The organism is Pseudomonas sp. CFBP 8772 (genome assembly GCF_014841665.1).
Taxonomy (GTDB): domain Bacteria; phylum Pseudomonadota; class Gammaproteobacteria; order Pseudomonadales; family Pseudomonadaceae; genus Aquipseudomonas; species Aquipseudomonas graminis_B.
In genome coordinates this window covers 32,175-54,788 of sequence record NZ_JACYUI010000007.1, presented here as the reverse complement: position 1 = coordinate 54,788, position 22,614 = coordinate 32,175, and the positions used below count along the sequence as shown (strand labels likewise).

The window sequence follows — 22,614 nt, the reverse complement described above, 5'->3', positions numbered from 1 at the left end:
AAGGCGGCAGTGGCAAAAAGTGTCGCATGCTTATTTTTTTATGTTTTCCCAGCGCTTCATCAAATCGGCGTGGCTGTCGGTCCAGTCCTTGATGGCCTGCTCCATGGTTTTGCCGTCCTTGACCTGCGTGTTGATGGCAGTGATGTCGGCGACCGGGATGTAAACACCCGCCATGACCTCACGGGCGCGCGGGTAGCTTTCAGCAAAGCCTTTGTGGCCGATCCAGTAGTAACCTTGTGGTGGCGGGAATACCGCTTTCGGGTCTTTCAGGAATTTTACACCGAACTTTTGAACCATCCAGGAAGGCTCCCAGACCGTGACCGCTACCCACTCCTTACGATCCACTGCGGACTTGAGCGCCGCAGTCATGGCCGCAGTACTGCCTTCAACCAGCTTGAGCTGGAGCTCGTAAGCTTTGACGACGTTAGCGGCATCGCCCATCAGGCCCGACCCCGGCTCGATGCCGATGATCTTGCCGCCGAACTTGTCAGCGTTGGCGTTCAACTGGTCGACTGAATCGATGTCGACGTAACGAGGGACCGCGATACCTTGATAGAGGCCGTGGGACACTGGGGAAAGCTTCTCCAGGCGGTTCTTGTTTTTGTTCCAGTAGTCCGCTGCTGCGTAGTCGGTCTGCGAGGCCAGCACTTGGACGTCGCCCTTGGTCAAAGCGGCGTAAGCGATGCCCCATTCGGAAAACTCGACCACCTTGACGCTGTAGCCTGAATCTTCAAGGGCTTTTTTGGTGATCCCGGTTATAGGCGTCAGGTCTTCCCAGGACAACGTACCCATCGTGATGGTTTTCTCTTCAGCGTGGACCGACAGACTCATCACCCCCGCTACCGCAACCGCACAGACTGCCTTCCAAATCATCTTCATGGCGTTCCCCGATCTCACGTTTAGAAACTGGTTATGGGTGTTTTCGAAACTCAGTATTGCGATCGCTTTTCAACCTTCCCGGCCGGCCCGGAGCGCTTGCCAGCGGATGACGGAGCTGACCCCCAATTGGGTCAACAACTTGGGTGGCAGCTTGCTCGGCCCAGGCGCCTGACTATAGCGCTGCAAAAATTCAGACTGGGTGCCTGTGGCCAACTCTGCCGCCATCACCCCAGCCAACGTACTCTTCACTGTCCCCAGCCCGTTCTCACAACAAGCAGCGTAGAGATTTTCTTCCACCTCGCCGAACGCGGGTGCGCTGTTGCGGCTGAGGCAAAGGCGCCCTGCCCAACTGAACTCGATCGGCGTCGACTTGAGCTCTGGAAAGCGGGCATCTAGGGAATGGCGCTGCTCTTCGGCAACTGCTGCGACACGCATAGGCGTCACCGTGATATTTGGGTCGTAGGTGAACTTAGTTCGAATGACAATGCGCGACAGCCCGTTCACGGTGACTTTTCGCATCGTTGCGCCCATGGGATCGGCAGGCAACAACGCCCAACGGTCGTGGCCGGTCACGTTGCGCTTGAACTCGGCGTGGCTGAACCCGGCCGTCATGGATGCGTAGGTAAAGACGTGCAGCAGTCGCCCCTCGAAATGGCCGAAGTCTTCAATGTGACCGTTAACCGCCAGAATCACCTTCGGCGCCGAGACGCGACCGTTGTGAGATTTGGCGACCCAGTCTGGGCCTGACCGGGACAGACTAATAATCGGCGAGCGCTCGTAGAGACTGATCTTCTCGCCGAGCCCTTGCGCAAGATCACGAATGTACTGAGCGGGTTGGATCATTACAGCGCCGGGCGTATACAGCCCCCCGCGATAGTAATGGGTACCGGTTATTTCGAGCATTTGTCTGGCATCGAACAGTTCGTACCGCTCACCGATTCCCGCCAGCGACTTCGCGTAGTTGAGGTTCAGCTTCAAGCCGCGCTCGGTGGCCGCCGCGTTGATCTTCCCGGAGGGGTCGAACGTCTGCGGCGACATGCCGTACTCGGCTGCAGCCTGAGCGGCAAAGCTGATGGCAAACCGGTTCTGCGCAATCTCTAGCGCAGTGGCAGACTCGCCGGCCACCGAGTACTCACCTGAAGAAAGACTATGGGGCACGTCGATCATGAAGCCCGAATTGCGCCCTGCCGGGCCTTTGGCAATTTCATGGGCATCGACGACCACGATGCTGTCATTGGGACGGAGTTGCGACAGCCGACGCGCCGCCGACATGCCGGCAAACCCCGCTCCGATGACCAGCCAGTCTGCCGATACGCTCCCATCAAGCATTCGCACAGGAGCAGAACGCGTGGAAATCGCCTCCCAGCCTGAAACACCGGTATCCACCGGTAAGCGCTTGATGGTGTGCTCGCTCATTTTACGGTCTCGTCAACCGACCGATCGGATACATCGATCCAGATGGTCTTGATTTCGGTGTACTGGTCATGGGCGAATACCGATTTATCGCGCCCCCCAAAACCGGACTCCTTGTAACCGCCAAACGGAGTTGAAGCATCGCCCTCGCCAAAGCAGTTCACGGTCACGATGCCGGCGCGGATCTCCCGGGCCAGTTTGATGGCCCTGCGCAGGCTACCGGTGTACACCGAAGCGGCCAGGCCATAGTGCGTGTCATTAGCCAGCGCGATGGCTTCGGAAATCGAGCTGAAGGTGGTAACCGAGAGCACCGGGCCGAAGATTTCTTCCTGAAACAGACGGCTGTCGCGGTCCACGCCGTCGATTACCGTAGGCTGGATAAACGCGCCGTTCTGAGTGTCGCCCCCGTATACGGCCTGCAGATTGCCAGCACTGGCGTAATCCAAATACGACTTCACTTTGGCAAAATGGTCGCTGCTGACCAGCGCCCCCACGCGATTATGCGGGTCGAGGGGGTCGCCCATTTTCCACTCTCGGATATAAGCCCCCATGCGCTCAAGCAGGTCGTCCTTCACCGAGGCGTGGACCAGCAGACGCGAAGTCGCTGAACAGTTTTCTCCCATGTTCCAGAAAGCGCCATTGACCACTTGCTCGGCAACGAGGTCTAGATCCTCGGCGTCATCCATCACCACTGCCGGGTTCTTGCCACCGCACTCCAGGACTACACGCTTGAGGTTGGAATCGGCGGAGTAATGCAAGAAACGGCGGCCGGTTGCAGTAGAGCCCGTGAAGCTCACCATATCGACGTCTTTGTGCAGCCCGATAGGTTCTCCGACGTCTTTGCCGGTCCCGGTCACGATGTTCAGTACGCCTGCAGGAACCCCAGCCTCGAACGCCAGCTCGGCGACACGCAAGGTAGTCAGGGAAGTCTGCTCGGCAGGTTTGACGATCACGGAGCAGCCGGATGCCAGCGCCGGGCCGATCTTCCACGCCAGCATCAAAAGCGGAAAGTTCCACGGTAATACGCATCCGACGACGCCGATCGGCTCGCGCACGACCATGGTCAGGGCGTCGCTGCCCACCGGGGCGGTGTGGTCGTACAGCTTATCGATGACTTCGGCGTGCCAACGTAGCGTATGGATGGTGTCAGGCACATCTACCAATTGGCATTCGCGTACGGGCTTGCCGCTGTCCAGGCTCTCCAGTACCGCCAGTTCGTGTCGGTTGTTTTCCAATAGTTTGGCGAACTTGAGCAACACCGCTTTGCGTTCGCCGGGAGGCAACAATCTCCAGCGACCATCTTCGAACGCTTCTTTAGCCTTGCTGACGGCACAGTCGACGTCTTCAGACCCGCAGGCCGACACCTCGGTCAGCAGATGGCCGGTGGCCGGATTAAGGGTAGAAAATGTGTTGCCGGAAATGGCAGGTTTGAAGGCGCCATTGATGAATGCTGTATTCGGAAACGACATCGACTTGGCGATGGCGGCATATTCGGCCGCAGTTAGAAGATCATGCATTGTTGGCTCCCGAGGTGACATAGGCAACGGTGCGTTTAACGGTAGTGATGACGCTCTGCAGGCTGCGTTTTTCTTCTGAGTTGAGAGGACGCAGTGGCGCACGCACGTCGCCGACGTTGAGTCCGTTCAGTTCGCACCCGAACTTTATGCACTGTACGAACTTACCGCCGTCCAATGCGTTCATCAGCGGCATCATGGCGGACATGATCTGACGGCCCTTGTCGAAGTCTTTCTCGACTACACACGCTTCATATAACGCAACGTGTTCTCTTGGCAGGAAGTTGGAGCCGGCACATACCCAACTTCTTGCGCCCCACGCGAAGAATTCCAGTGCTTGGTCGTCCCAGCCGCATGATAAGGCGATATGGGGGAATTCCCGAGCGAGCAAGTGCACGCGGCCCATATCGCCAGAACTTTCTTTGATAGCCTTTACGTTTTTGGATTTACCCACGCGCGCAAGGTACGCCTCATTCATTTGCACGCCCATGCGGCCGGGGTAGTTGTACAACATGATCGGCATGTTCGCCGCGCGGTCGATGGTCAACGCGTGGATGGCATTTTCCTGGTCGGTAGGAAGCGCGTAAGGCGGGGTTGTGACCAGAATGGCGTCGGCCTTGATTCGTTTGGCATCTTCAGCAAACAGCACCGCATCTTCGGTCCGAATAGCGCCAGTGCCGATGATCAGTTGCGCTCGTGAGCCAATCACTTCCTTGGCATGGGCAGCAAGTTTCAGACGCTCTTCGCCGGTCTGCGCATAATATTCTCCGGTGGAACCGCCAATGATGATGCCATGCACTTTAGCTTCGATCAGGGATTCCAAAACCCCAGAGAAGACGTCCCAGTCGATTTCCCCGCCGGGGGCATGCGGCGTAACTGCCGGTGTATAGATGCCTTCGAATTTCAAGACGATATTCTCCGATTAGAAAGAGCCTTTACGTTTTAACCAACGAAAACGAGCAATAAATAATAGGCAATGTGTACCTGCCCGAAGACCTGAACTGTCTTCACATCGCCTACATCGGGAACGACCCCGACTTTATATAGATTTTGTCCAGCCACAGACCTGCTGCTAAATCAGCGAGTAGGCTCGAATGGATCCTGACTGCTAAGCTTTAACTATTTATTCATTGCTCATTGCTGCTGATTTCAAGCCGGAACGACAAGCATCGACCAAACGGCAGCGCGAACTGAATAAATGAAATATTTTCGTCGGTACAACGCCTTTTCGTCAGGCAAAATCTGTTCGACACGGGCAGATGAGCAATAGCTTTAATAAACATAGTTTTGACCGTATCTATCCCCATTGGCAGTGACGACGGTTTCTTATTTTCAGCACGTATGGGATGTTCCCGTCGGCTTTTGCACGTCTCGAATCCTCTTGCACGGGGCCGAGGACTACTGGCGGCTTGTGTGAAGACTACGTGTCAGAGGCGGCTGCCAACAAGAAACATTTACGCTGAGCAATGCATAACAAAAAGTTATCGTTTTTTTGCCTCGGCCGTTGCTGCGGATAGACGTCGCAGCTCACCGGCGACGGTGTGGCCTAAATGTGGCCCGGAATTAATCACTGGAACTGGGAGAGAATCCAGTCCCTAAGCCGGCAGCAGGCCTCGTCGCCTTCACGGTCCTCCCTGCACGTCAGGTAATGCTGACTTTCCCTGAGCACAACTTCTTCTTTCACCGGACGCACTAGAACGCCCTCTTCGATCAACGTACTCACCAGATGATTCCAGCCTAGGGAGACACCTTGATGGGTCAAAACCATGCTGATGACGAGGTTATAGTCATTGGCGTTTAGCACGTGAGCGCTGGTATGGGGGCGGTCGTCAAGATTGATGTTGTGAAACGCAAGCCAGACATTCCAGTCTACATGCTCCGCCACTTGCGAGCGGCCGTAGGGGCTGAGATTGAGCAGCACGCAATCGCGCAACCCTTCCAGGCTCGACAATTCGGGATGGGCATCTCGGTATCGCGGTGTACACACCGGATAGATCACGTCATGGAACAGCGGATAGCTACGATAGCCTTCCTGAACCCGTGCCATCTTGGTAATGAAGATGTCAGGACGAATGCCAGGCTCCATCGATAGAAAATTCTGAGTCGTGATCAGGTTGAGATCAATGTGCGGGTTCTGGCTGAAAAAGGTGGGCAGTTTGGCTGAAAGCCATAATGCCGAGAAGGCCGGAGAACAGCACAGCGTCAGCACGCGCTTGCCAGCGTTGTGGGTGCGGATGCGTTCGGCGGCCTGTGAGATGTTGACGAAGGACATCTGCGCCGCATCGAAAAATATGGCCCCCGCTTCCGTCAGTTCTACTGCGCGCCCCACCCGCATGAAGAGGCTCACCCCCAGATATGTCTCCAACTCGCGAATCTGCCTGCTGATCGCAGCCTGCGTAACGCAAAGCGCCTCTGCAGCGCGCGTGAAACTCTGGTATTTGGCGGCCGCGACAAATGATTTAACCGCCTTGAGGGACGGCATTTTCAAGAGTGTCATATCCGGATCGATGTGCTTGACCATAACTTAATGTAAGACCCCATTTGAGCGCCCCACAGGATAACGGGAACTGTCCCAGCCTGCGTCTGATTCAGCATGACGGTACAACGCGATGCAGGTCAGCTCGGTTGCGGTTATCGCAGCAGTGGATCCTTAGCACGGGTTGGTTGTGCTAGATGGTAGAGGCTTGGACAGGTCGGGTTAGGCTTGGGCATTAATCCATTAGCGCGCCGCAGGTTGTTCGCTGGAGTGCTGAGTAAGGGCGTGGGCTAGTGAGTCGAAGACTTTGCTAGCTGCACCTAGCTTCGCCTGAGCAATCAGGTGGTGGTGCAGCCTACAATGGTATGCACCACAGCTTCGCCCAACTGCCGCTGTTGGCGAATGCTGCTTTGGGTCGAAAGCAGTTATCAGGACTGCTAACACCATACCAGCAAATCAGCATCTCGCTTGCTCCTGTGGAGGCTGAGCGCATAGTAGGCCGGGCATTTGAACCTGCCCGGCTGCATGTCAGGCGCCGAAGGCCCCGTCAATGGCGTGCATTGCGCCGGTAACAAAACCTGCTTCCGGACCGGCTAACCAGGCCACCATTCCCGCTACCTCTTCAGAACGACCGTGCCTTTTGTTCGCCATGAAGCTGTGCATAAGGTCTTTCATGGGACCGTTCGGTGGATTGGCTTCAGTATCGATGGGCCCTGGCTGCACAATATTTATCGTAATTCCACGCGGGCCGAAATCACGGGACAGCCCACGGGCCATTCCTTGAAGCGCGGATTTACTCAACGCGTAGGACGCCATGCCGGGAATAGGCATTCGGTCACCATTCACCGAACCGATCACGATAATCCGACCGCCTTGAAGCATCTGTCGCGCCGCCTCCACCGAGGCATGGTAAGGCGCTTGCACATTGATGCGGAACAGCCGATCAATCGCGTCCGGATCCTGCTCGAGTGCGTCGCCGAAGATGGCGATGCCAGAATTTACGATCAGTATGTCCAATGGACCGCTGTCGCGAACACGAGCGATGACTGCGTTACGGTTGGCACTGCCTGTTAAGTAAGCACTGGCGCCGGTTTCGGTAGCCAGTGAATGTGCCGCTTCCGGCGAACCTGAGTAAGTAAAAGCTTCTTTGGCGCCATCGGAGGCGAAACGCCTGACGATAGCTGCACCAATTCCACGGCTTCCGCCAAGCACCAGAACTGACTTTTTCTTGAAATTCGACATGAATGTACCTCTTGATTAATGTAGCGCATGTTACATTTATCAACGGCCACCCTGTCAAAGGATCTTGTAATAGTGACTACAGATAAACCCGCACGTGGGCGTCCTCGCCGGTTCGACCCTGATCAGGCTATTGCTACCGCCCAGAGCTTGTTCCACGCAAGAGGCTATGACGACGTAAGCGTCGCCGACCTCACCAAAGCCTTTGGGATCAATCCGCCGAGCTTTTACGCGGCATTTGGCAGCAAAGCGCAGTTGTACAGAAGGGTACTTGAGCAGTATGCCCTGACCGGAGCTATACCGTTATCGGAAATACTCGGAACGAGCCGGCCGCTGGCTGTCTCGCTTGCGCAGGTCTTGGAGCAAGCCGCGCGCGCCTACGCTGCCGATCCTTCGGCCACTGGCTGTATGGTGCTGGAGGGGACTCGATGCAACAACATGGAAGCGCGCGAGGCAGCTTGCACCTTCCATGTCGCTGCACAGGGTGTGATCAAAAACATCATTGCCGAGCGCTACCCGCAGGAGGCGGACCGGCTAGCAGATTACGTCAGCACCACGATGGCTGGCCTTTCAGCCAGCGCGTGTCACGGACAAAGCCTAGATCGTCTCCTGGCCACCGCACAACTTGCCAGCGTTGCGCTCGCCCAAGCTATGCCAGCTGAAATGTGAGGAGGACGCGGTAGTTCTGCAGCTGCCAGGAAGAGACAGCCCGATGCCGACAATACTCACTTCATAGCCAATAGCCCGCGGCCGCTGAGCGTGTCTCCAATCGACCCATAGCTGCCTCCCCATGTTGCCAGTTGGACTTCTGAAATTGCGGAGTGAGCTATCAAAAGAACTCAGGGAATGCGGTATCTAAACGACTTGGACCTTGTCAGTCCTTCAGTCATAATCGTGGTCTTGGCCATTTATTGATGGCAATAAAACATCAACAAGTGGGAGGCTTAATGACTATACCGAGTGAACGCACCCGATGTGTTATCCAAACAGAAGCGTTTTTGCGAGAGTTATCAAAATGCCCCGTTATCCCTGAGGAGTACCGTATTGAAGCGAAGCGGCTCCTGCGGCATTACCCTGAGTCGTCGTTTGTCTTACACGTGGGCAAGATGGATGACATTATTCAAGGAGCAGAACCCGGAGATCCTAGGCGCGAATTGGCCATCAACGGTTATCACCCTATGTTTACTGCGGATATAAAGCCCTAGCGGTACCGGACTGTCAAAGGATAAGGCTGTGCATGAAGGCTTATCATCCACCCTGTCGGTATCTCCGCGAGCGGCACCCACCTTTTACCAACTGCATGACGACGGGCCATGGAGCTGCGTTTCCTTCTGCGTGCACAGTTCGCGCCGACCAACGCGCCAGATGTCTAGCGGGCGCGGATGGTGGCGAAACAATCGTTTGTCTCGTGCTGAACTGAGTTTGGCAGAGGATGTATTGGGCGAGCTTGGTGGGGAACCCAGTAGGTTCGAAGATGCTGCGTTCCTTCCAAGGGCGTTGTCATGATGGGCATACCTTTTGAAGTAACAGTGTTACCAGTTGCGTAAGGACCTTGGTTGCCTCACCAACCAGCACTATCTCGCGGGGCTCGTTCGTCCCGACATCCACAATGTTGATGTGTATGACGGTTGCCCCGCCCTGTTGCGCAATCTCTAGAAGATTCGCGGCGGGCGTGACGGTTCCTGAAGTCCCCACCGATATGAGGACGTCACAGTTTTTGACCAACAACACCGCGGTTCTCCATAGCTCCGAGGAGAGGTTCTCTCCATACCAGACCACACCAGGGCGAACTTTACCCCCACAGTGCCCACACCTGGGGGGCTCAACCAGTATTCCCTCCGCGGGAATGACCATTTCGACTGGAAACTTTGCTGCCGGCCGATGGCAGGCGAAGCATTTGGGCGTGGCCAAGGTCCCATGGAGATGATGCACACATGAGGAACCTGCCCGCTCGTGAAGATCATCGATGTTTTGTGTGATGACAGGCACGTTATAGCCTAGGCATTCGAGTCTCTGCAATGCGCAGTGGGCTGCGTTGGGTAGCGCGTTGGCCGCCTGTTGCCTGCGCCACAGGTACCATCCCCAGACCAGCTTGGGATTGCGGCGAAATGCGTTCGCGGTCTCCAACTCCGCCGGATCATAGCGAGCCCATAATCCCGTCAACGTATCCCGATAGGTAGGAATGCCACTCTCAGCAGAAATGCCTGCTCCCGAAAAGCAGACAATACTCCGGGCGCTCACTAGCGCTTCTACGGCCAGATGTAAACGCTCCATCTAACACCTTCTTGAGCCGTGCCGCCTCACGTTGAAGAGGCGGCCTGTAAGCATTTGCAGTGCAGGCAAACGCAGAATCGACAACACCGCATGAGCAAACAAAAAATACTCTTTTTTAAGAATTGCTATAGCATATAGCATTGCATAACTACCAATGCAGCAAAAACTCGAATGGGGTGTTCAGTGATTCTAGTTTTCGACCCCGAGCAAGATAAGACCCGCACCTGGACCCACGGAGAGATCGACGGCCTATGCTTTATTGCAACCATCCGCTCACTTACAACGCGCCAAGCCGACCGCGCAGCGATACTCGGATGCGCCTACGAGTTGCGCCATTACATGCTGACCGCAACCAATGTTTCGATCAGACACGTTCATATGCTGTGCCCGCCATCGATCAGCGGGCGGGCTTTCTGGACCTTAGAGGAGCTTGAGAGCGTTGTGGCGTTCAGCGGCATGGACACCAATGACAATGCTGTCGTTTACAAGACTGCGGTCGCAAGCTACAAGCTGGGCGACCTAGATCTGCGCCGTCGAAAGAAAGGCCGGATTCTCTTTTCAACACAGCAACTATTGGATCATACCCCTTTGTATGCGGCCCACTTGGAGATTGCCCAAGACAACCACATGCTCGCGGCGCTGTGGAAACGATGATTGATTTTAGTACCCAAGCCGGGCTGCGTTTCTGAGAAGCGCTCAAATGCTGGGCCACCTTAAATAGCTGCTAATGCGGAATCAATCCAGTGCTGCTGAAAGCCGTTTTAAAAAGAAAAAGATCAATATTGCTATAGCGTATAGAGATTTCTGTCTAGTCCGGGCTTTATCGTTCCTTTTGCGGGCAGGCAAATGGAACTCCAGGAATCATTCGGCATAACACTTAGAGCCATCAGATTGGGAAAAGGTCTTTCGCAGGGCGCGGTGGGCGTCAATCAGGGATATCTCAGCGAACTGGAGAGCGGTCTTAAAGCTCCTACGCTGCCCAAAATGGCATCGATTGCAAAAGGCTTGGGTATTCACCCGCTGACGTTGATCACAGCGGTCTACGCCAATCTAGGGCCGGAAGATAGCCAGCAGCTTTTGGCGAGAGTCGAGCAAGAACTTAAAGAAATAGCCGAATCATAGCTTGCTCAATAAAAAACTGGCCCCGCACTGTTAGCCTAAACGCCGCGCAGGTTCGCGAAGCGTCCAGAAGCCAAAGCAGTTAGAAAGCACCGCTGCGGGTGACGCGGCCAGCGTTGACCAAATCAGCATCAAAAAACATGACCAGGGATCACATGCCTTGAAAAGCGCAGCTAAACTCAAGTGCGGCTAGGCTACTCAGCCGTTCGTTCACGATCTATTTTGGGTAACGGGATCGTCAACTCCCCTTCGGTCATCCCGCGTTTGTAAGCGTTATATTGGAGCAACGTTAGGTACTCCAAAAGGGCTGCGTTCTGCAGTTGCAAGTCGGCGACCTTACTTTCAAGATTGCGAATCCGATGCGCCGCTGTGGTCAAACTGGACGGCTTTGCAATGAGTGGCTCAGCGTTTTTTAGTTTGGACTTCCTTGCCGTATAGGCGCTCACTATTTCCCGGTGGCTGTTCAGAGACTGCCTGCTCGGTCGCTTTCCCACTAAGTCAACAACAGCGGCACAGATTCCCTCCCAAGTGATCTGAGAACCCTCCCAACCATGGATAACATTGACAATCGCCGCGACGTTGGACGTGGATAAGTGTTTGGCCATATCTGTCAGTCTGCCTGCCGCCTGTCATCGGCACCAAGTCGATGAAACACTCTGTTCAACTGGCTAAAATCTTTCCCTCGAAGCCTTATCAGTGCACCATTTTCAATCGCAGGATCCTCCATCAACGCAAGCAAACTTGTAATTCTCTCTATTGAGTTGATATGATGAGTCACCCACTTGTCGGCACCATACTCTCCTACCCCTTCGCCTTCGGTGGCCAATGCGAGCACTCGCTTGAGCCTCTCCATACGATCGATCAGACGGTCTCGATTCGGCTGACGCCCCTTGACACAGATCTGCTCTGTACAGTTGATGCAGTCTCGAAATTTCGTGCAGGGACTTATCACGAAATTATGCACGCAGTATCCAAACTCAGTGATATGCGCCGCGCCATCACGAAAGATCAACGTACCATCGCTATCAATGGGTGACTGGACGACATGGTGCATGCTGAGCGAACCAGTGCTCTCATCCGCCGCTCTTAACATCCGAAGTTTTTCAAAAACCTCGGCATCACTGACGTGGTTGTACACCTGATTGCTGCTAACATTCGCCCGCCCGGACCACTTCGCCAAGGCAAGATTGCTGAGACCGCCTCGCTGGGCAATCGTATTTAGCAAATGCCTGGGCTGATGGGTAGTCATCTTGTAACATTCACCCGTCGGATGCCGATACCCATGCCTGTCAAACACGCTGCGATGATTGATGACGGTCGTGCGCGGCCCGAGATCTGCCCACACAGTGCTGACCTTCACCTTCTGCAGCATCACAGGCATGGTGAGACTTTTCGCATGAAGTTGATTTTTCAAAATTGAAAAAATACAACTTGAGTATTTCACGCCCTTTTTTCTATCAAACCATGGAAAATCGGGCGGAAGCTTACCGCGCAAGAAATCCCCGAGTGATTTCAGGGTATACGCACCTTGCGCAACCCTTAATCCTCGCGCTGCTACAAAAGCTGCGGCCGTTTTCGGATCTTCAAGTTTTTGACCGAGTGCGGCCGCAAGTTGAATCAAACTTAAGGGCTGATCTTCCGGAACCTGTGGACACCTCTCATGCCGATAGAACTCATTGGGATGCTCCTCCATCCAAGAAGCCAGCGCCCGGGCCGGACTACTCAATTTCAGCATTCTGCCGAACGCTTCTCTGGCTAAGCTTTCCATTGTCGAGGGTATCCATTTGATATCGCCCGCAAACCCCTTGCTGGAATAAAACCGCCATCCATACCTGACCTGACCGTCTCTATCAACTTCAGCCACCTCGGCATCCGCGCGAAGGGCCAAGACCTCGTTGGCCCGAGAAGGCGCGCACATCAGCAGGGCGAACGTCGACGTGGTGAAAATGTCCTTGGGATCCTGAGGATCATTGGCAAACACTTCAGCAATGGCATTCAATTCCGCTTCGCCTGGCAATTTCCTTGACCGAGCCTCTTCGGCCTCCTTTCCCGTGGTGCTGTTCATGTCCAGCGGGCGTGGCATCGGGCTCACCCAATCCTTCAGATTCTGCCCACATAGGAAGTGGCTGCTCAAATACTCTGCCATCTGCATCAGGTAAAGCCCGGTGGCATAAGCCGTATCGCGGGAGTAATGCTGGGAGGCAGTGAGTGCCGCTTCGTCCAGGTCTGCAACGGTGCACAGATGAATACGTCCGGCACCATGGGCGTTGACAAGTGCGGTCTCCAGGCAGCGAAACATGATGCCGTGCTGTGCAATATGCGCGCGGGCATCCACCATCCTGCGGTGCATCAGATAGGCTTTCGCAAAGTTCATGAAGTCGACATCCATGACCATGTCTCGGGGGATGTGAACACTTTTGCATCCGAGCTTGGAAAAACCTATTCCGGGCCAGCGCACCGCCGTCCACGCGTCCGCGGACCCGACGAAGCAGGCCTTCATATGGTCGATGAAACGTTGGGCGTTGACCGATGCGGTCAGATTCTTGCGCGAGACGAACGGAACCACGCGTGACGTGTCGATCATGTGCCCACCGCGTCGCTTGTAGTGGTCGCTGTGGTCTTTCGAGCATTACACGCCTCCACCACCTGGGTGACCGCCAGAATGCTGCGATCCAGCACCGAAGCGATGGTCAAGTCATGGGTCACGCTCACAACCCGCTCACGCTCTTTCAACAGCTCGAACAGCACCTCCTGATGGGGACCATTTAGCCACGGTTGAAAGTGAATGCAGGTGTAGCAGGGAATGGGCACACTGGCGGCGCAGAAGCCAAAAGACCCACAAGTTCCCGCTCCCCGACCGCTGGTGGAACGAACGTCGCTTTGCGGGTCATCTCCCCGAACAGCTGCGGCCTTGGAACTCACGATCACCCCGGCGAATGCCTGGGCGAATGGCGCCAACTGGGACGCTACAGCCCGGTCGATTTGAGCCGCGTGCTCGGGTACATTCTGGGTGTAGACCCCCACGTTCTGGGTATCCGCATGATCGAGCAGCTCAGCGATGACCAAAGGTCCATAGCCTTCGCGAGCTGCCCGCGTCCCCACCGTGTACCTGAAACGCCTGGCGGACAAGTTGAGCGGCTGGCCGGTTCTTTCGGATCTAAAACCTATCTGCTCGCTTAGTCTCCGGAGGATTAACGAGACCCATCCGCTTTTAAGATGAAGCCAATCGGTCGTCACGATGGCCACGAACTCAGCCTCGCTGCCTATGGACTTAATCGCCTTCCAGTTCGGAAATAGTGGCAATTCTCTAGCCATGTTTTCGCTTAATGAAAAGCGCCATATCGCAGCCACTGTCGCCCTTACATGGGCCGCCTGGGCGGTCAGAATCGTGAAGAGTTCTTCAGTGATGGCCCTTTTACGAAAAAGAAGCCGGAACGCCTGACCGGGCTGTTTGCCACGCGGTACCGCAATGAAGAAGAACCGGTCACCCTGCTCGTTACTGCCTTCCGATAGGTCAACCAGTCGCGTATTGGTGAGCTGGACGGGGCGACTGCCGGTATGGCTCGCCAGCAGAGAAAGTGCCACCTCCGTGATGCTTACCCTCCCCACCTCGTAGGCTTGCACAACCTCATCATTAAATCCCAGCAATTCAATATCCGACAGCGGTCCTTTTTCAGGATCCAACTGCTTCACCGCCTCCCCCTTGCGGTTGGCCGGAAGCACGAGGTCCGTCAGAAAGCTGTTTAGCTCTGGGTGCAAGCCTGGGTAGCCCAGGCGGTGCCATTGTTTTACCAAGACTCGGATAGCGCCAAGGTACCACTCATGATCTGCTTCTAGCGTCTGACGATAACGTGCTATTGATTTAGGACTAACGGGCTCGCCATCACCAAACTTAATAAGCGCGTAGTAACGCATAAATATGTTCTGCGCATGACCAGCAGACGCGTTTATCACGAAAAATTTTAAAGTTCGCAGCAACCCATCTTCGCTCTCAGGGGAAAGTAAGCCCCGGACCACACCGGTGGAGATGGTGGTGTTTCGATTCAGCTTCCAGTAATCATCGGCGAAATTGCAGCGGTAGCCGTCAAAGGAGCTAAATGACTCCGAGAAACCAGGCTGAGGCTCTGTAAGACGCTTGTTCATGCCTTTCCCCCGGTTCTAGAACGTGACGTCCGCTGGAGCATCAAACTAACTTCGTTGGCTTTAGCCTGGATGAATCGCTTGTTGTATCGACTGGCCGTTCCCGACCCTTCCCTCCAACCCATACAACGGGACCGTATCTGCTCTTGCTCTTCCGGAGAGGGAGGATTGGACAGCGCGTCCATTTCGGTCGAAAAGGCGTGGTTCCAACTGTGCCGAAGGCGATGACCTGTGACCGCCCGCAGCTCGGGAACGATGGACTGCAAAACATCCCACATTTTTTGATAAGCGGAGATGGAGAGCGGTTGGCCGACCGAGGGCCCATTTTTGTGCGTGACAAACAGATAGGGGCACCGGCTGGCATTACGTACGGCGCGTCTGGGGCCGAGAATATAGTTATGGATCTCTGCCATCAGCTCGTTAGACACCGACAACCTACGTTCACGGGTTTTGACTAGGGGCTGGTAATGACGGGGATCGTCCTTCTGGTCGGGCCTGCGAGCAACGAGCAGCGTGCTGGTCGAAAAGTTGCAGTCGGACACCCGAATGTTCAACAGTTCGCCGCCGCGGATGCCCAACTCGGACTCAATCGTCACTATAAGGCGGTTTCTCTCCTGCACACGGCTGTGGAAGGGATTCACCGCAGCACCTACCTCGACGTGTCGATTAAGCGACGCTTTCTCCCGATCGTCTAAAGCACGGTCGTTCAATTCTTGGTTGCGTCCTCTATGGCTAGGTCGCAATGCCTTGATTTGCTCAAACAAATTTTTAAGCGCCTCAGGCTCTGGGTTGAGGTGATCGAAATAACGTCGCCCAAACCAGAGAATGTATCGACTGGCAGTCGTCATCCGGGAGTACAGAACATCCTTGTGCACTGTGCCGTGTGAGGCTAGCAATTCTTCCACCGTGAACATTTGCTGCTCGACAGTACAGATGTCCCACTGTCGAAAGCGGTACGACATGAAGTCCCGCAGGGCGTCTACTTCGTGCGAGTACAGGAATTCCGTAGAAGAGCAACGCGCTGCCCAGTCGATGTTTCGGATGGCGAAGAACCGGTACAGGATCGTCAGGTGTCCAGCTGCGGCCACCATGGCGGCACAGGAGAGGCTGGCGTTGCGCACTTGGGTGGTAATGAACAGATTGGAGGCGTAATGGGGGAGTCGGGTGCGCTCATCAATCAACGAAACATAGCGCTCACCTGACTTCATCACGAACCGTTGAGCGCGCAGCATACCTGCCTCCAAACAATACAATCCGATCAAGGTAGCTAAGTAGCTTTTTTTGACGCCGTCAAGAACAAATAATGTTTAATTAAAAAACCCTGACTAATCAGGGCTTTAATAGTAATTCTTTACGTTTTGATAAAACGTCCATCCTAGAAAGGAATGTCGTCATCGAAGCTGTCGAAATCAGGCGCTGGCTGCGGCGCTTGTTGCGGCGCAGGGCGTGATTCACGCTGTGGCTGAGGAGCGGATTGCTGCGGGCGTGCCTGCTGCTGCGGACGCGGTGCCGAGTTCTGGGAGTTCTGATAACCGCCACCACCCTGGCCCTGTGGAGCGCCGTCGCCTTGAGGACGGCCACCGAGCAATTGCATGGTGCCTTGCATGTCGACGACGATTTCAGTCGTGTAACGCTTGATGCCGTCTTTTTCCCATTCGCGGGTCTGCAGCTTGCCTTCGATGTAAACCTGCGAACCCTTGCGCAGGTACTCGCCGGCGATTTCGGCGACCTTGCCGAACATCGAAACACGGTGCCACTCGGTCTTCTCGACCTTCTGACCGGTTTGCTTGTCAGTCCACTGTTCGCTTGTTGCCAGACTCAGGTTGGTCACGGCATTACCGTTAGGCATGTAGCGGACTTCGGGATCCTGGCCGCATGTGCCGACCAATATGACTTTGTTAACCCCACGGGCCATAACGTTCTCCTAGGCTTCACACGTTTCCGACGCTGGATTGACCACTTCGTCGAAAGACGCCCGATCCAACAGTTCTTTGTCAAATTTGATATAGATGGCAGCCTCATCGGCGACCACTACTGCATCTGTTACTCCGCGTACGGCCAACACGCGATCGGCAAGGCCTGTGTCGCGTTGAGCCTCGGGCGACAACGGCAAGCGAAGGCTGGTTACGTAGGGAGGTTCGCGCATGGTAACAGCAAACGCCAGCCAGATGGCGGCCAGCCCGGCGCCGCCGAGGAACACCACATCCAGTCCGCCGTGCTGGAAAAGCCACCCGCCGAGGATGCCCCCCGCCGCCGAACCCAGGAACTGACTGGTGGAGTAAATCCCCATCGCCGTGCCCTTCCCGCCCGCCGGAGACACTTTGCTGATCAGCGACGGCAGCGACGCTTCGAGCAAATTGAATGCGGTGAAAAAGACCACAGTGCCGATGACCAGCGCCCGCAGCGTGTCTCCGAACTCCCAGAAGAATAGCTCAGTGAGCATCAGCACCAGCACGGCGCCCAGCAAAACCCGCTTCATCTGACGCTTCTTTTCGCCGTAGATGATGAAAGGGATCATCGCGAAGAAAGAAATCAGCAGCGCTGTGAGATACACCCACCAGTGCTGTTCCTTGGGCAGGCCGGCTTTTTCGACCAGCGCCAGCGGCAATGCAACGAAACTGGACATCAGCATGGCGTGCAACGCGAATATACCCAAGTCCAGACGCAACAGGTCGGGATGACGAAGCGTCGCGCCCAATGCCTGTCGTGCCAGACCGGATTCCCGGTGCTGCAGGGTCACCGTGGACTTGGGCACGACGAAGGCAACGATCGCAACGCCCACCAGCGCCATCGCGCCGGTCGCCAGAAAAAGTCCGGATAATCCGAACGCACTGGTCAGAATGGGGCCGACCACCATCGCAACGGCGAACGACACGCCGATCGTCATGCCGATCATCGCCATGGCTTTGGTGCGATGCTGCTCGCGGGTCAGATCGGACAGCAACGCCATGACCGCCGCGGAGATAGCACCCGCGCCTTGCAGGATCCGACCGGCGATCACACCCCAGATCGAGGTGGACTGGGCGGCCAGCACGCTGCCGAGCGCAAACACGATCAGCCCTAAATAGATGACGGGGCGACGGCCGATGCGATCGGAGATAATGCCAAACGGAATCTGCAACACCGCCTGTGTCAGGCCATAAGCGCCGATCGCCAGACCGATGAGTGCCGGGCTCGCGCCGGCCAGGTCCATCCCGTAAGTGGCGAGTACGGGGAGCACCATGAACATGCCAAGCATACGGAAGGCGAACACCAGCGCCAGACCGCCCGCCGCGCGGGTTTCGCTGCCGCTCATGCGCTCGCTGTGAGAATCGTGCATGAAGAAACCTCGTATGAACCGGCGGCGATTCTACCAGTCCCATCGTTTAGAGCACATACGACGGTTTGCCGCGCATCGCAGGAATATTCTTTTTTCCGAGTGAGGCGGCACGCCCTTCAATAGTGTGTATCCATCCAGTATTTCCCCGTATACTTCCACGTTTTACACGCCCGCCGTGCGAGGCCAGCTTTGGACAAGATCTTGATTCGTGGGGCTCGAACCCACAACCTGAAGAACATCGACCTGACCCTTCCACGCGACAAGCTGATCGTCATCACCGGATTGTCCGGCTCAGGAAAATCGTCCCTGGCGTTCGATACGCTCTACGCCGAGGGCCAGCGCCGCTATGTTGAATCGCTGTCCGCCTACGCGCGTCAGTTTCTGTCGATGATGGAGAAGCCGGACGTCGACACGATTGAAGGCCTCTCCCCGGCCATTTCCATCGAGCAGAAGTCTACGTCCCACAACCCGCGCTCGACCGTGGGCACCATCACCGAAATCTACGACTACCTGCGCCTTCTCTATGCACGAGTGGGCCAGCCGCGCTGCCCGGATCACGACATTCCTCTGGAGGCGCAGACCGTCAGCCAGATGGTCGATCTGGTGCTGGCACAACCCGAAGGCGCGAAACTGATGCTGCTTGCTCCCGTGGTTCGGGAGCGTAAAGGCGAGCACCTGGCGGTTTTCGAAGAGCTCCGCGCTCAGGGTTTCGTACGTGCCCGGGTCAACGGCCGTCTGTGCGAGCTGGACGAGCTGCCGAAGCTCGACAAGCAGAAAAAGCATTCGATCGACGTCGTGGTTGACCGCTTCAAGGTACGCTCAGACCTGCAACAGCGTTTGGCCGAATCCTTTGAAACCGCGCTGAAGCTGGCAGATGGCATTGCGCTGGTCGCGCCGATGGACGATGAGCCAGGCGAAGAGATCATTTTCTCCGCGCGCTTCGCCTGTCCGATCTGCGGTCATGCGATCAGTGAGCTGGAGCCAAAGCTGTTCTCGTTCAACAATCCTGCCGGCGCATGCCCAACCTGCGACGGCCTGGGCGTGAAGCAATTCTTTGACACCAAGCGGCTGGTCAATGGCGAACTCACGCTGGCAGAAGGCGCGATCCGTGGCTGGGACAGGCGTAACGTCTACTACTTCCAAATGCTCGGCTCGCTGGCCAAGCATTACCGCTTCAGCCTCGAGGTGCCGTTCAAGGAGCTCCCTGCCGATCTGCAGAAGGTCTTGCTGGGCGGCAGTGGCAAGGACAGCGTCGACTTCCGTTACTTGAACGACCGTGGCGACATCGTCAAACGTGCGCACCCGTTCGAAGGCATCGTTCCCAATCTGGAGCGCCGTTACCGGGAAACCGAATCGACCACAGTCCGCGAGGAGCTGGCGAAATTTCTCAGCACCCAGCCCTGCCCCGAGTGCCGTGGCACGCGGTTGCGCCGTGAAGCGCGTCACGTGTGGGTCGGCGAGAAGACACTTCCCGCCGTGACCAACATGCCTATTGGCGACGCTACCAATTATTTTGGCGAGTTGAAGCTGACAGGCCGCCGCGGTGAAATCGCTGACAAGATTCTCAAAGAGATTCGCGAGCGCCTGCAGTTCCTCGTTAATGTCGGGCTGGACTATCTGACACTGGACCGTAGCGCCGATACGCTCTCTGGCGGTGAGGCGCAGCGGATTCGTCTGGCCAGTCAGATCGGTGCCGGCCTGGTCGGCGTCATGTACATCCTCGATGAGCCATCAATCGGCTTGCATCAGCGCGATAACGATCGTCTGCTGGAGACGTTGCGACACCTGCGAGACATCGGCAACACGGTGATCGTGGTTGAGCACGACGAGGACGCCATCCGACTGGCCGACTACGTAGTCGACATCGGTCCGGGCGCAGGCGTGCATGGCGGCAAGATCGTCGCGGAAGGCACGCCGCAGGAAGTGATGGATCATCCGGACTCGTTGACGGGTAAGTACCTGTCGGGCCGGGTGAAGATCGCTGTGCCTGCCAAGCGCACGCCGCGTAATAAAAAGCTGTCGCTCAAACTCAAAGGCGCGCGCGGCAACAACCTGCGCAACGTCGATCTGGAAATTCCAATCGGCCTGCTGACCTGCGTGACCGGTGTATCGGGCTCGGGCAAGTCGACGCTGATCAACAACACGCTGTTCCCTCTCAGCGCCACCGCACTCAATGGTGCAACGACGCTTGAGGCTTCGGCACACGACAGCATGGACGGCCTGCAGCACCTGGATAAAGTCGTCGACATTGACCAGAGCCCAATCGGGCGTACACCACGGTCGAACCCTGCGACGTACACCGGGCTGTTTACACCCATCCGTGAGTTATTCGCGGGCGTGCCTGAATCAAGGTCACGGGGTTACGGGCCTGGCCGATTCTCCTTCAACGTGAAAGGGGGTCGCTGCGAAGCGTGTCAGGGTGACGGCCTGATCAAGGTCGAGATGCATTTCCTGCCTGACATCTACGTCCCTTGCGATGTGTGCAAGAGCAAGCGATACAACCGTGAGACGCTTGAGGTCAAGTACAAGGGCAAAAACGTCCACGAAGTACTGGAGATGACGATCGAAGAGGCGCGGACGTTCTTTGACGCCGTACCTGCTCTCGCCCGGAAGTTGCAGACGCTGATGGATGTGGGTCTTTCCTATATCAAGCTGGGTCAGTCGGCGACCACGCTTTCCGGTGGCGAAGCCCAGCGTGTGAAGCTGTCTCGCGAGCTGTCCAAGCGTGACACCGGCAAGACGCTATACATCCTCGATGAGCCCACCACGGGTCTGCATTTCGCGGATATCCAGCAATTGCTGGACGTCCTGCATCGCCTGCGAGATCACGGCAATACGGTCGTCGTGATCGAGCATAACCTGGACGTGATCAAGACCGCGGACTGGCTGGTCGACCTGGGCCCGGAAGGCGGTTCGAAAGGCGGACAGATCATCGCTACCGGTACGCCCGAGCAGGTGGCGGACATGAAACAGTCCTACACCGGCCACTATCTGAAGCCGCTCCTGGAGCGCGATCGCGCCTAATCGCATGCTCTTAATAAAAAGCCCCTGTCGCGATCTGCGGCAGGGGCTTTTTTGTAGCGAGCTTTTCAGTCCTCAGCACTGCGACTGAAGGTAATTCTCAAGGCCGATGGATTTGATCAGGCCCAGCTGCTTTTCAAGCCAGTAGGTATGGTCTTCTTCCGTGTCGGCGAGCTGAATGCGGAGGATGTCACGGCTGACGTAATCCCTGTGCTGCTCACAGAGCGCAATACCTTTGCACAGCGCGGCTCGGACCTTGTATTCCAGACGAAGATCGCTGGCGAGCATCTCGGGGACCGTAGTACCCACATCCAGGTCGTCCGGACGCATGCGTGGGGTGCCTTCGAGCATCAGAATCCGGCGCATCAACGCATCAGCGTGCTGAGCCTCTTCTTCCATCTCGTGATTGATACGTTCGTACAGCTTGCTGAAACCCCAATCTTCGTACATCCGCGAGTGGACAAAATACTGGTCGCGCGCAGCCAGTTCGCCAGTCAGCAGCGTGTTGAGGTAATCAATTACATCCGGGTGGCCTTGCATCGCCGTCCATCTCCTCGTGAAAGGCGTTAGTTTGAACCAACCAGACTGGTTGGTCACCCTATGGGATAGCAAATAAAGTCAGAAATACTGCGAAATTCGGCCATTTGGTACCGAAAAGGGCGGGAAATGAGGAGGGTTCCGATTATCACTTAGAGTCACCCCATATTCGAGACAATCCGGTTACCAGGGGACGATTATCGCAGGCAACAAAAAACCGGGCACTGGGCCCGGTTCTTTGTAATGACTGATGTCTTATTCAGCGGTTTCTACAGAACCACCGACAGGACGATCAACCAGTTCGACGTACGCCATTGGCGCGTTGTCGCCAGCGCGGAAGCCGCACTTGAGGATGCGCAGGTAGCCACCCTCACGAGTTGCATAACGCTTGCCCAGATCGTTGAACAGTTTGCCGACCATTTCTTTCGAACGGGTACGGTCAAATGCCAGACGACGGTTAGCAACGCTGTCAATCTTGGCCAAGGTGATCAGCGGCTCAGCAACGCGACGCAGTTCTTTGGCTTTCGGCAGGGTAGTTTTGATCAGCTCGTGCTCGAACAGCGACACCGCCATGTTCTGGAACATGGCCTTGCGGTGAGAGCTGGTACGGCTCAGGTGACGTCCACTTTTACGATGACGCATGGTTCATTCCTTACCAAACACTACGTTCGGTGATTACGACG

19 protein-coding genes are annotated in these 22,614 nt (G+C 56.0%); 5 read left to right on the top strand and 14 right to left on the bottom strand.

Features of this window, described 5'->3' with window-relative positions:
- Positions 1 to 30: 30 nt before the first annotated feature.
- The 6 genes from IFT99_RS15510 to bdcA all read right to left on the bottom strand — a co-directional run bounded on the left by IFT99_RS15510 (position 31) and on the right by bdcA (position 7,524).
- The gene (locus IFT99_RS15510) at positions 31 to 879 is read right to left on the bottom strand and encodes a glycine betaine ABC transporter substrate-binding protein (protein ID WP_192133330.1); all 849 of its coding nucleotides are present in this window, start codon (positions 877 to 879) and stop codon (positions 31 to 33) included.
- 69 nt (positions 880 to 948) lie between these two features.
- Entirely contained in the window at positions 949 to 2,295 is a 1,347-nt protein-coding gene (locus IFT99_RS15505; RefSeq protein ID WP_192133328.1) for an NAD(P)/FAD-dependent oxidoreductase, read from the bottom strand.
- Positions 2,292 to 3,809 carry an aldehyde dehydrogenase gene (locus tag IFT99_RS15500; RefSeq protein WP_192133326.1) on the bottom strand — a complete coding sequence of 506 codons (1,518 nt, stop codon included), beginning with the start codon at positions 3,807 to 3,809 and terminating at the stop codon, positions 2,292 to 2,294. Before IFT99_RS15500 ends, IFT99_RS15505 begins: the two co-directional genes overlap by 4 nt.
- Positions 3,802 to 4,713 (bottom strand): dihydrodipicolinate synthase family protein, encoded by a 912-nt coding sequence (locus tag IFT99_RS15495; protein WP_192133324.1) that lies wholly within the window; start codon positions 4,711 to 4,713, stop codon positions 3,802 to 3,804. The genes IFT99_RS15500 and IFT99_RS15495 overlap by 8 nt, the downstream gene beginning before the upstream one ends.
- A gap of 660 nt (positions 4,714 to 5,373) precedes the next feature.
- Positions 5,374 to 6,327 carry a LysR family transcriptional regulator gene (locus IFT99_RS15490; RefSeq protein ID WP_192133322.1) on the bottom strand — a complete coding sequence of 318 codons (954 nt, stop codon included), beginning with the start codon at positions 6,325 to 6,327 and terminating at the stop codon, positions 5,374 to 5,376.
- A gap of 483 nt (positions 6,328 to 6,810) precedes the next feature.
- A complete protein-coding gene (gene bdcA, locus IFT99_RS15485) occupies positions 6,811 to 7,524 on the bottom strand; it encodes an SDR family oxidoreductase (RefSeq protein ID WP_192133320.1) in 714 nt (237 codons plus the stop codon).
- Positions 7,525 to 7,596: 72 nt separating this feature from the next.
- Here bdcA and IFT99_RS15480 point away from each other — a divergent pair, with 72 nt between their 5' ends.
- Together IFT99_RS15480 and IFT99_RS26575 are read left to right on the top strand one after the other, a co-directional pair.
- Positions 7,597 to 8,190, top strand: coding sequence for a TetR/AcrR family transcriptional regulator (locus IFT99_RS15480; RefSeq protein ID WP_342214623.1), 594 nt, complete (start codon positions 7,597 to 7,599; stop codon positions 8,188 to 8,190).
- Between the two features lie 245 nt (positions 8,191 to 8,435).
- Positions 8,436 to 8,726 carry a BPSL0761 family protein gene (locus IFT99_RS26575; RefSeq protein WP_342214627.1) on the top strand — a complete coding sequence of 97 codons (291 nt, stop codon included), beginning with the start codon at positions 8,436 to 8,438 and terminating at the stop codon, positions 8,724 to 8,726.
- A 295-nt stretch (positions 8,727 to 9,021) separates the two neighbouring features.
- Here the strand turns inward: IFT99_RS26575 and IFT99_RS15475 are convergent, their stop codons facing one another.
- Positions 9,022 to 9,795, bottom strand: a complete 774-nt coding sequence (locus tag IFT99_RS15475) for an SIR2 family NAD-dependent protein deacylase (protein ID WP_192133317.1) — start codon at positions 9,793 to 9,795, stop codon at positions 9,022 to 9,024.
- 183 nt (positions 9,796 to 9,978) lie between these two features.
- Between IFT99_RS15475 and IFT99_RS15470 the strand changes: the two genes are divergently transcribed.
- Positions 9,979 to 10,449: a hypothetical protein gene (locus tag IFT99_RS15470; RefSeq protein WP_192133315.1), complete on the top strand. Its 471-nt coding sequence runs from the start codon at positions 9,979 to 9,981 to the stop codon at positions 10,447 to 10,449.
- Between the two features lie 192 nt (positions 10,450 to 10,641).
- Entirely contained in the window at positions 10,642 to 10,917 is a 276-nt protein-coding gene (locus IFT99_RS15465; RefSeq protein WP_192133313.1) for a helix-turn-helix domain-containing protein, read from the top strand.
- A gap of 607 nt (positions 10,918 to 11,524) precedes the next feature.
- Here the strand turns inward: IFT99_RS15465 and IFT99_RS15460 are convergent.
- The 5 genes from IFT99_RS15460 to IFT99_RS15440 all read right to left on the bottom strand — a co-directional run bounded on the left by IFT99_RS15460 (position 11,525) and on the right by IFT99_RS15440 (position 18,373).
- Entirely contained in the window at positions 11,525 to 13,498 is a 1,974-nt protein-coding gene (locus IFT99_RS15460) for an integrase (protein ID WP_192133311.1), read from the bottom strand.
- On the bottom strand, positions 13,495 to 15,057 hold the full coding sequence (locus IFT99_RS15455; protein WP_192133309.1) for a site-specific integrase: 1,563 nt from the start codon (positions 15,055 to 15,057) through the stop codon (positions 13,495 to 13,497). The genes IFT99_RS15460 and IFT99_RS15455 overlap by 4 nt, the downstream gene beginning before the upstream one ends.
- Entirely contained in the window at positions 15,054 to 16,286 is a 1,233-nt protein-coding gene (locus tag IFT99_RS15450) for a site-specific integrase (RefSeq protein WP_192133307.1), read from the bottom strand. The genes IFT99_RS15455 and IFT99_RS15450 overlap by 4 nt, the downstream gene beginning before the upstream one ends.
- A 143-nt stretch (positions 16,287 to 16,429) precedes the next feature.
- The gene (locus IFT99_RS15445; protein ID WP_037017756.1) at positions 16,430 to 16,969 is read right to left on the bottom strand and encodes a single-stranded DNA-binding protein; all 540 of its coding nucleotides are present in this window, start codon (positions 16,967 to 16,969) and stop codon (positions 16,430 to 16,432) included.
- A 9-nt stretch (positions 16,970 to 16,978) separates the two neighbouring features.
- A complete protein-coding gene (locus IFT99_RS15440) occupies positions 16,979 to 18,373 on the bottom strand; it encodes an MFS transporter (protein ID WP_065988450.1) in 1,395 nt (464 codons plus the stop codon).
- A gap of 189 nt (positions 18,374 to 18,562) precedes the next feature.
- On the opposite strand from IFT99_RS15440, the gene uvrA reads away from it, so the two are divergent.
- The gene (gene uvrA, locus IFT99_RS15435) at positions 18,563 to 21,397 is read left to right on the top strand and encodes an excinuclease ABC subunit UvrA (RefSeq protein ID WP_192133305.1); all 2,835 of its coding nucleotides are present in this window, start codon (positions 18,563 to 18,565) and stop codon (positions 21,395 to 21,397) included.
- 72 nt (positions 21,398 to 21,469) lie between these two features.
- Here the strand turns inward: uvrA and bfr are convergent, their stop codons facing one another.
- Both bfr and rplQ read right to left on the bottom strand, forming a co-directional pair.
- Complete coding sequence (gene bfr / locus IFT99_RS15430; RefSeq protein WP_192133303.1) at positions 21,470 to 21,934, bottom strand: bacterioferritin; 465 nt, start codon at positions 21,932 to 21,934, stop codon at positions 21,470 to 21,472.
- 252 nt (positions 21,935 to 22,186) lie between these two features.
- Positions 22,187 to 22,573 (bottom strand): 50S ribosomal protein L17, encoded by a 387-nt coding sequence (gene rplQ, locus IFT99_RS15425; RefSeq protein ID WP_065988453.1) that lies wholly within the window; start codon positions 22,571 to 22,573, stop codon positions 22,187 to 22,189.
- Positions 22,574 to 22,614: the final 41 nt, after the last annotated feature.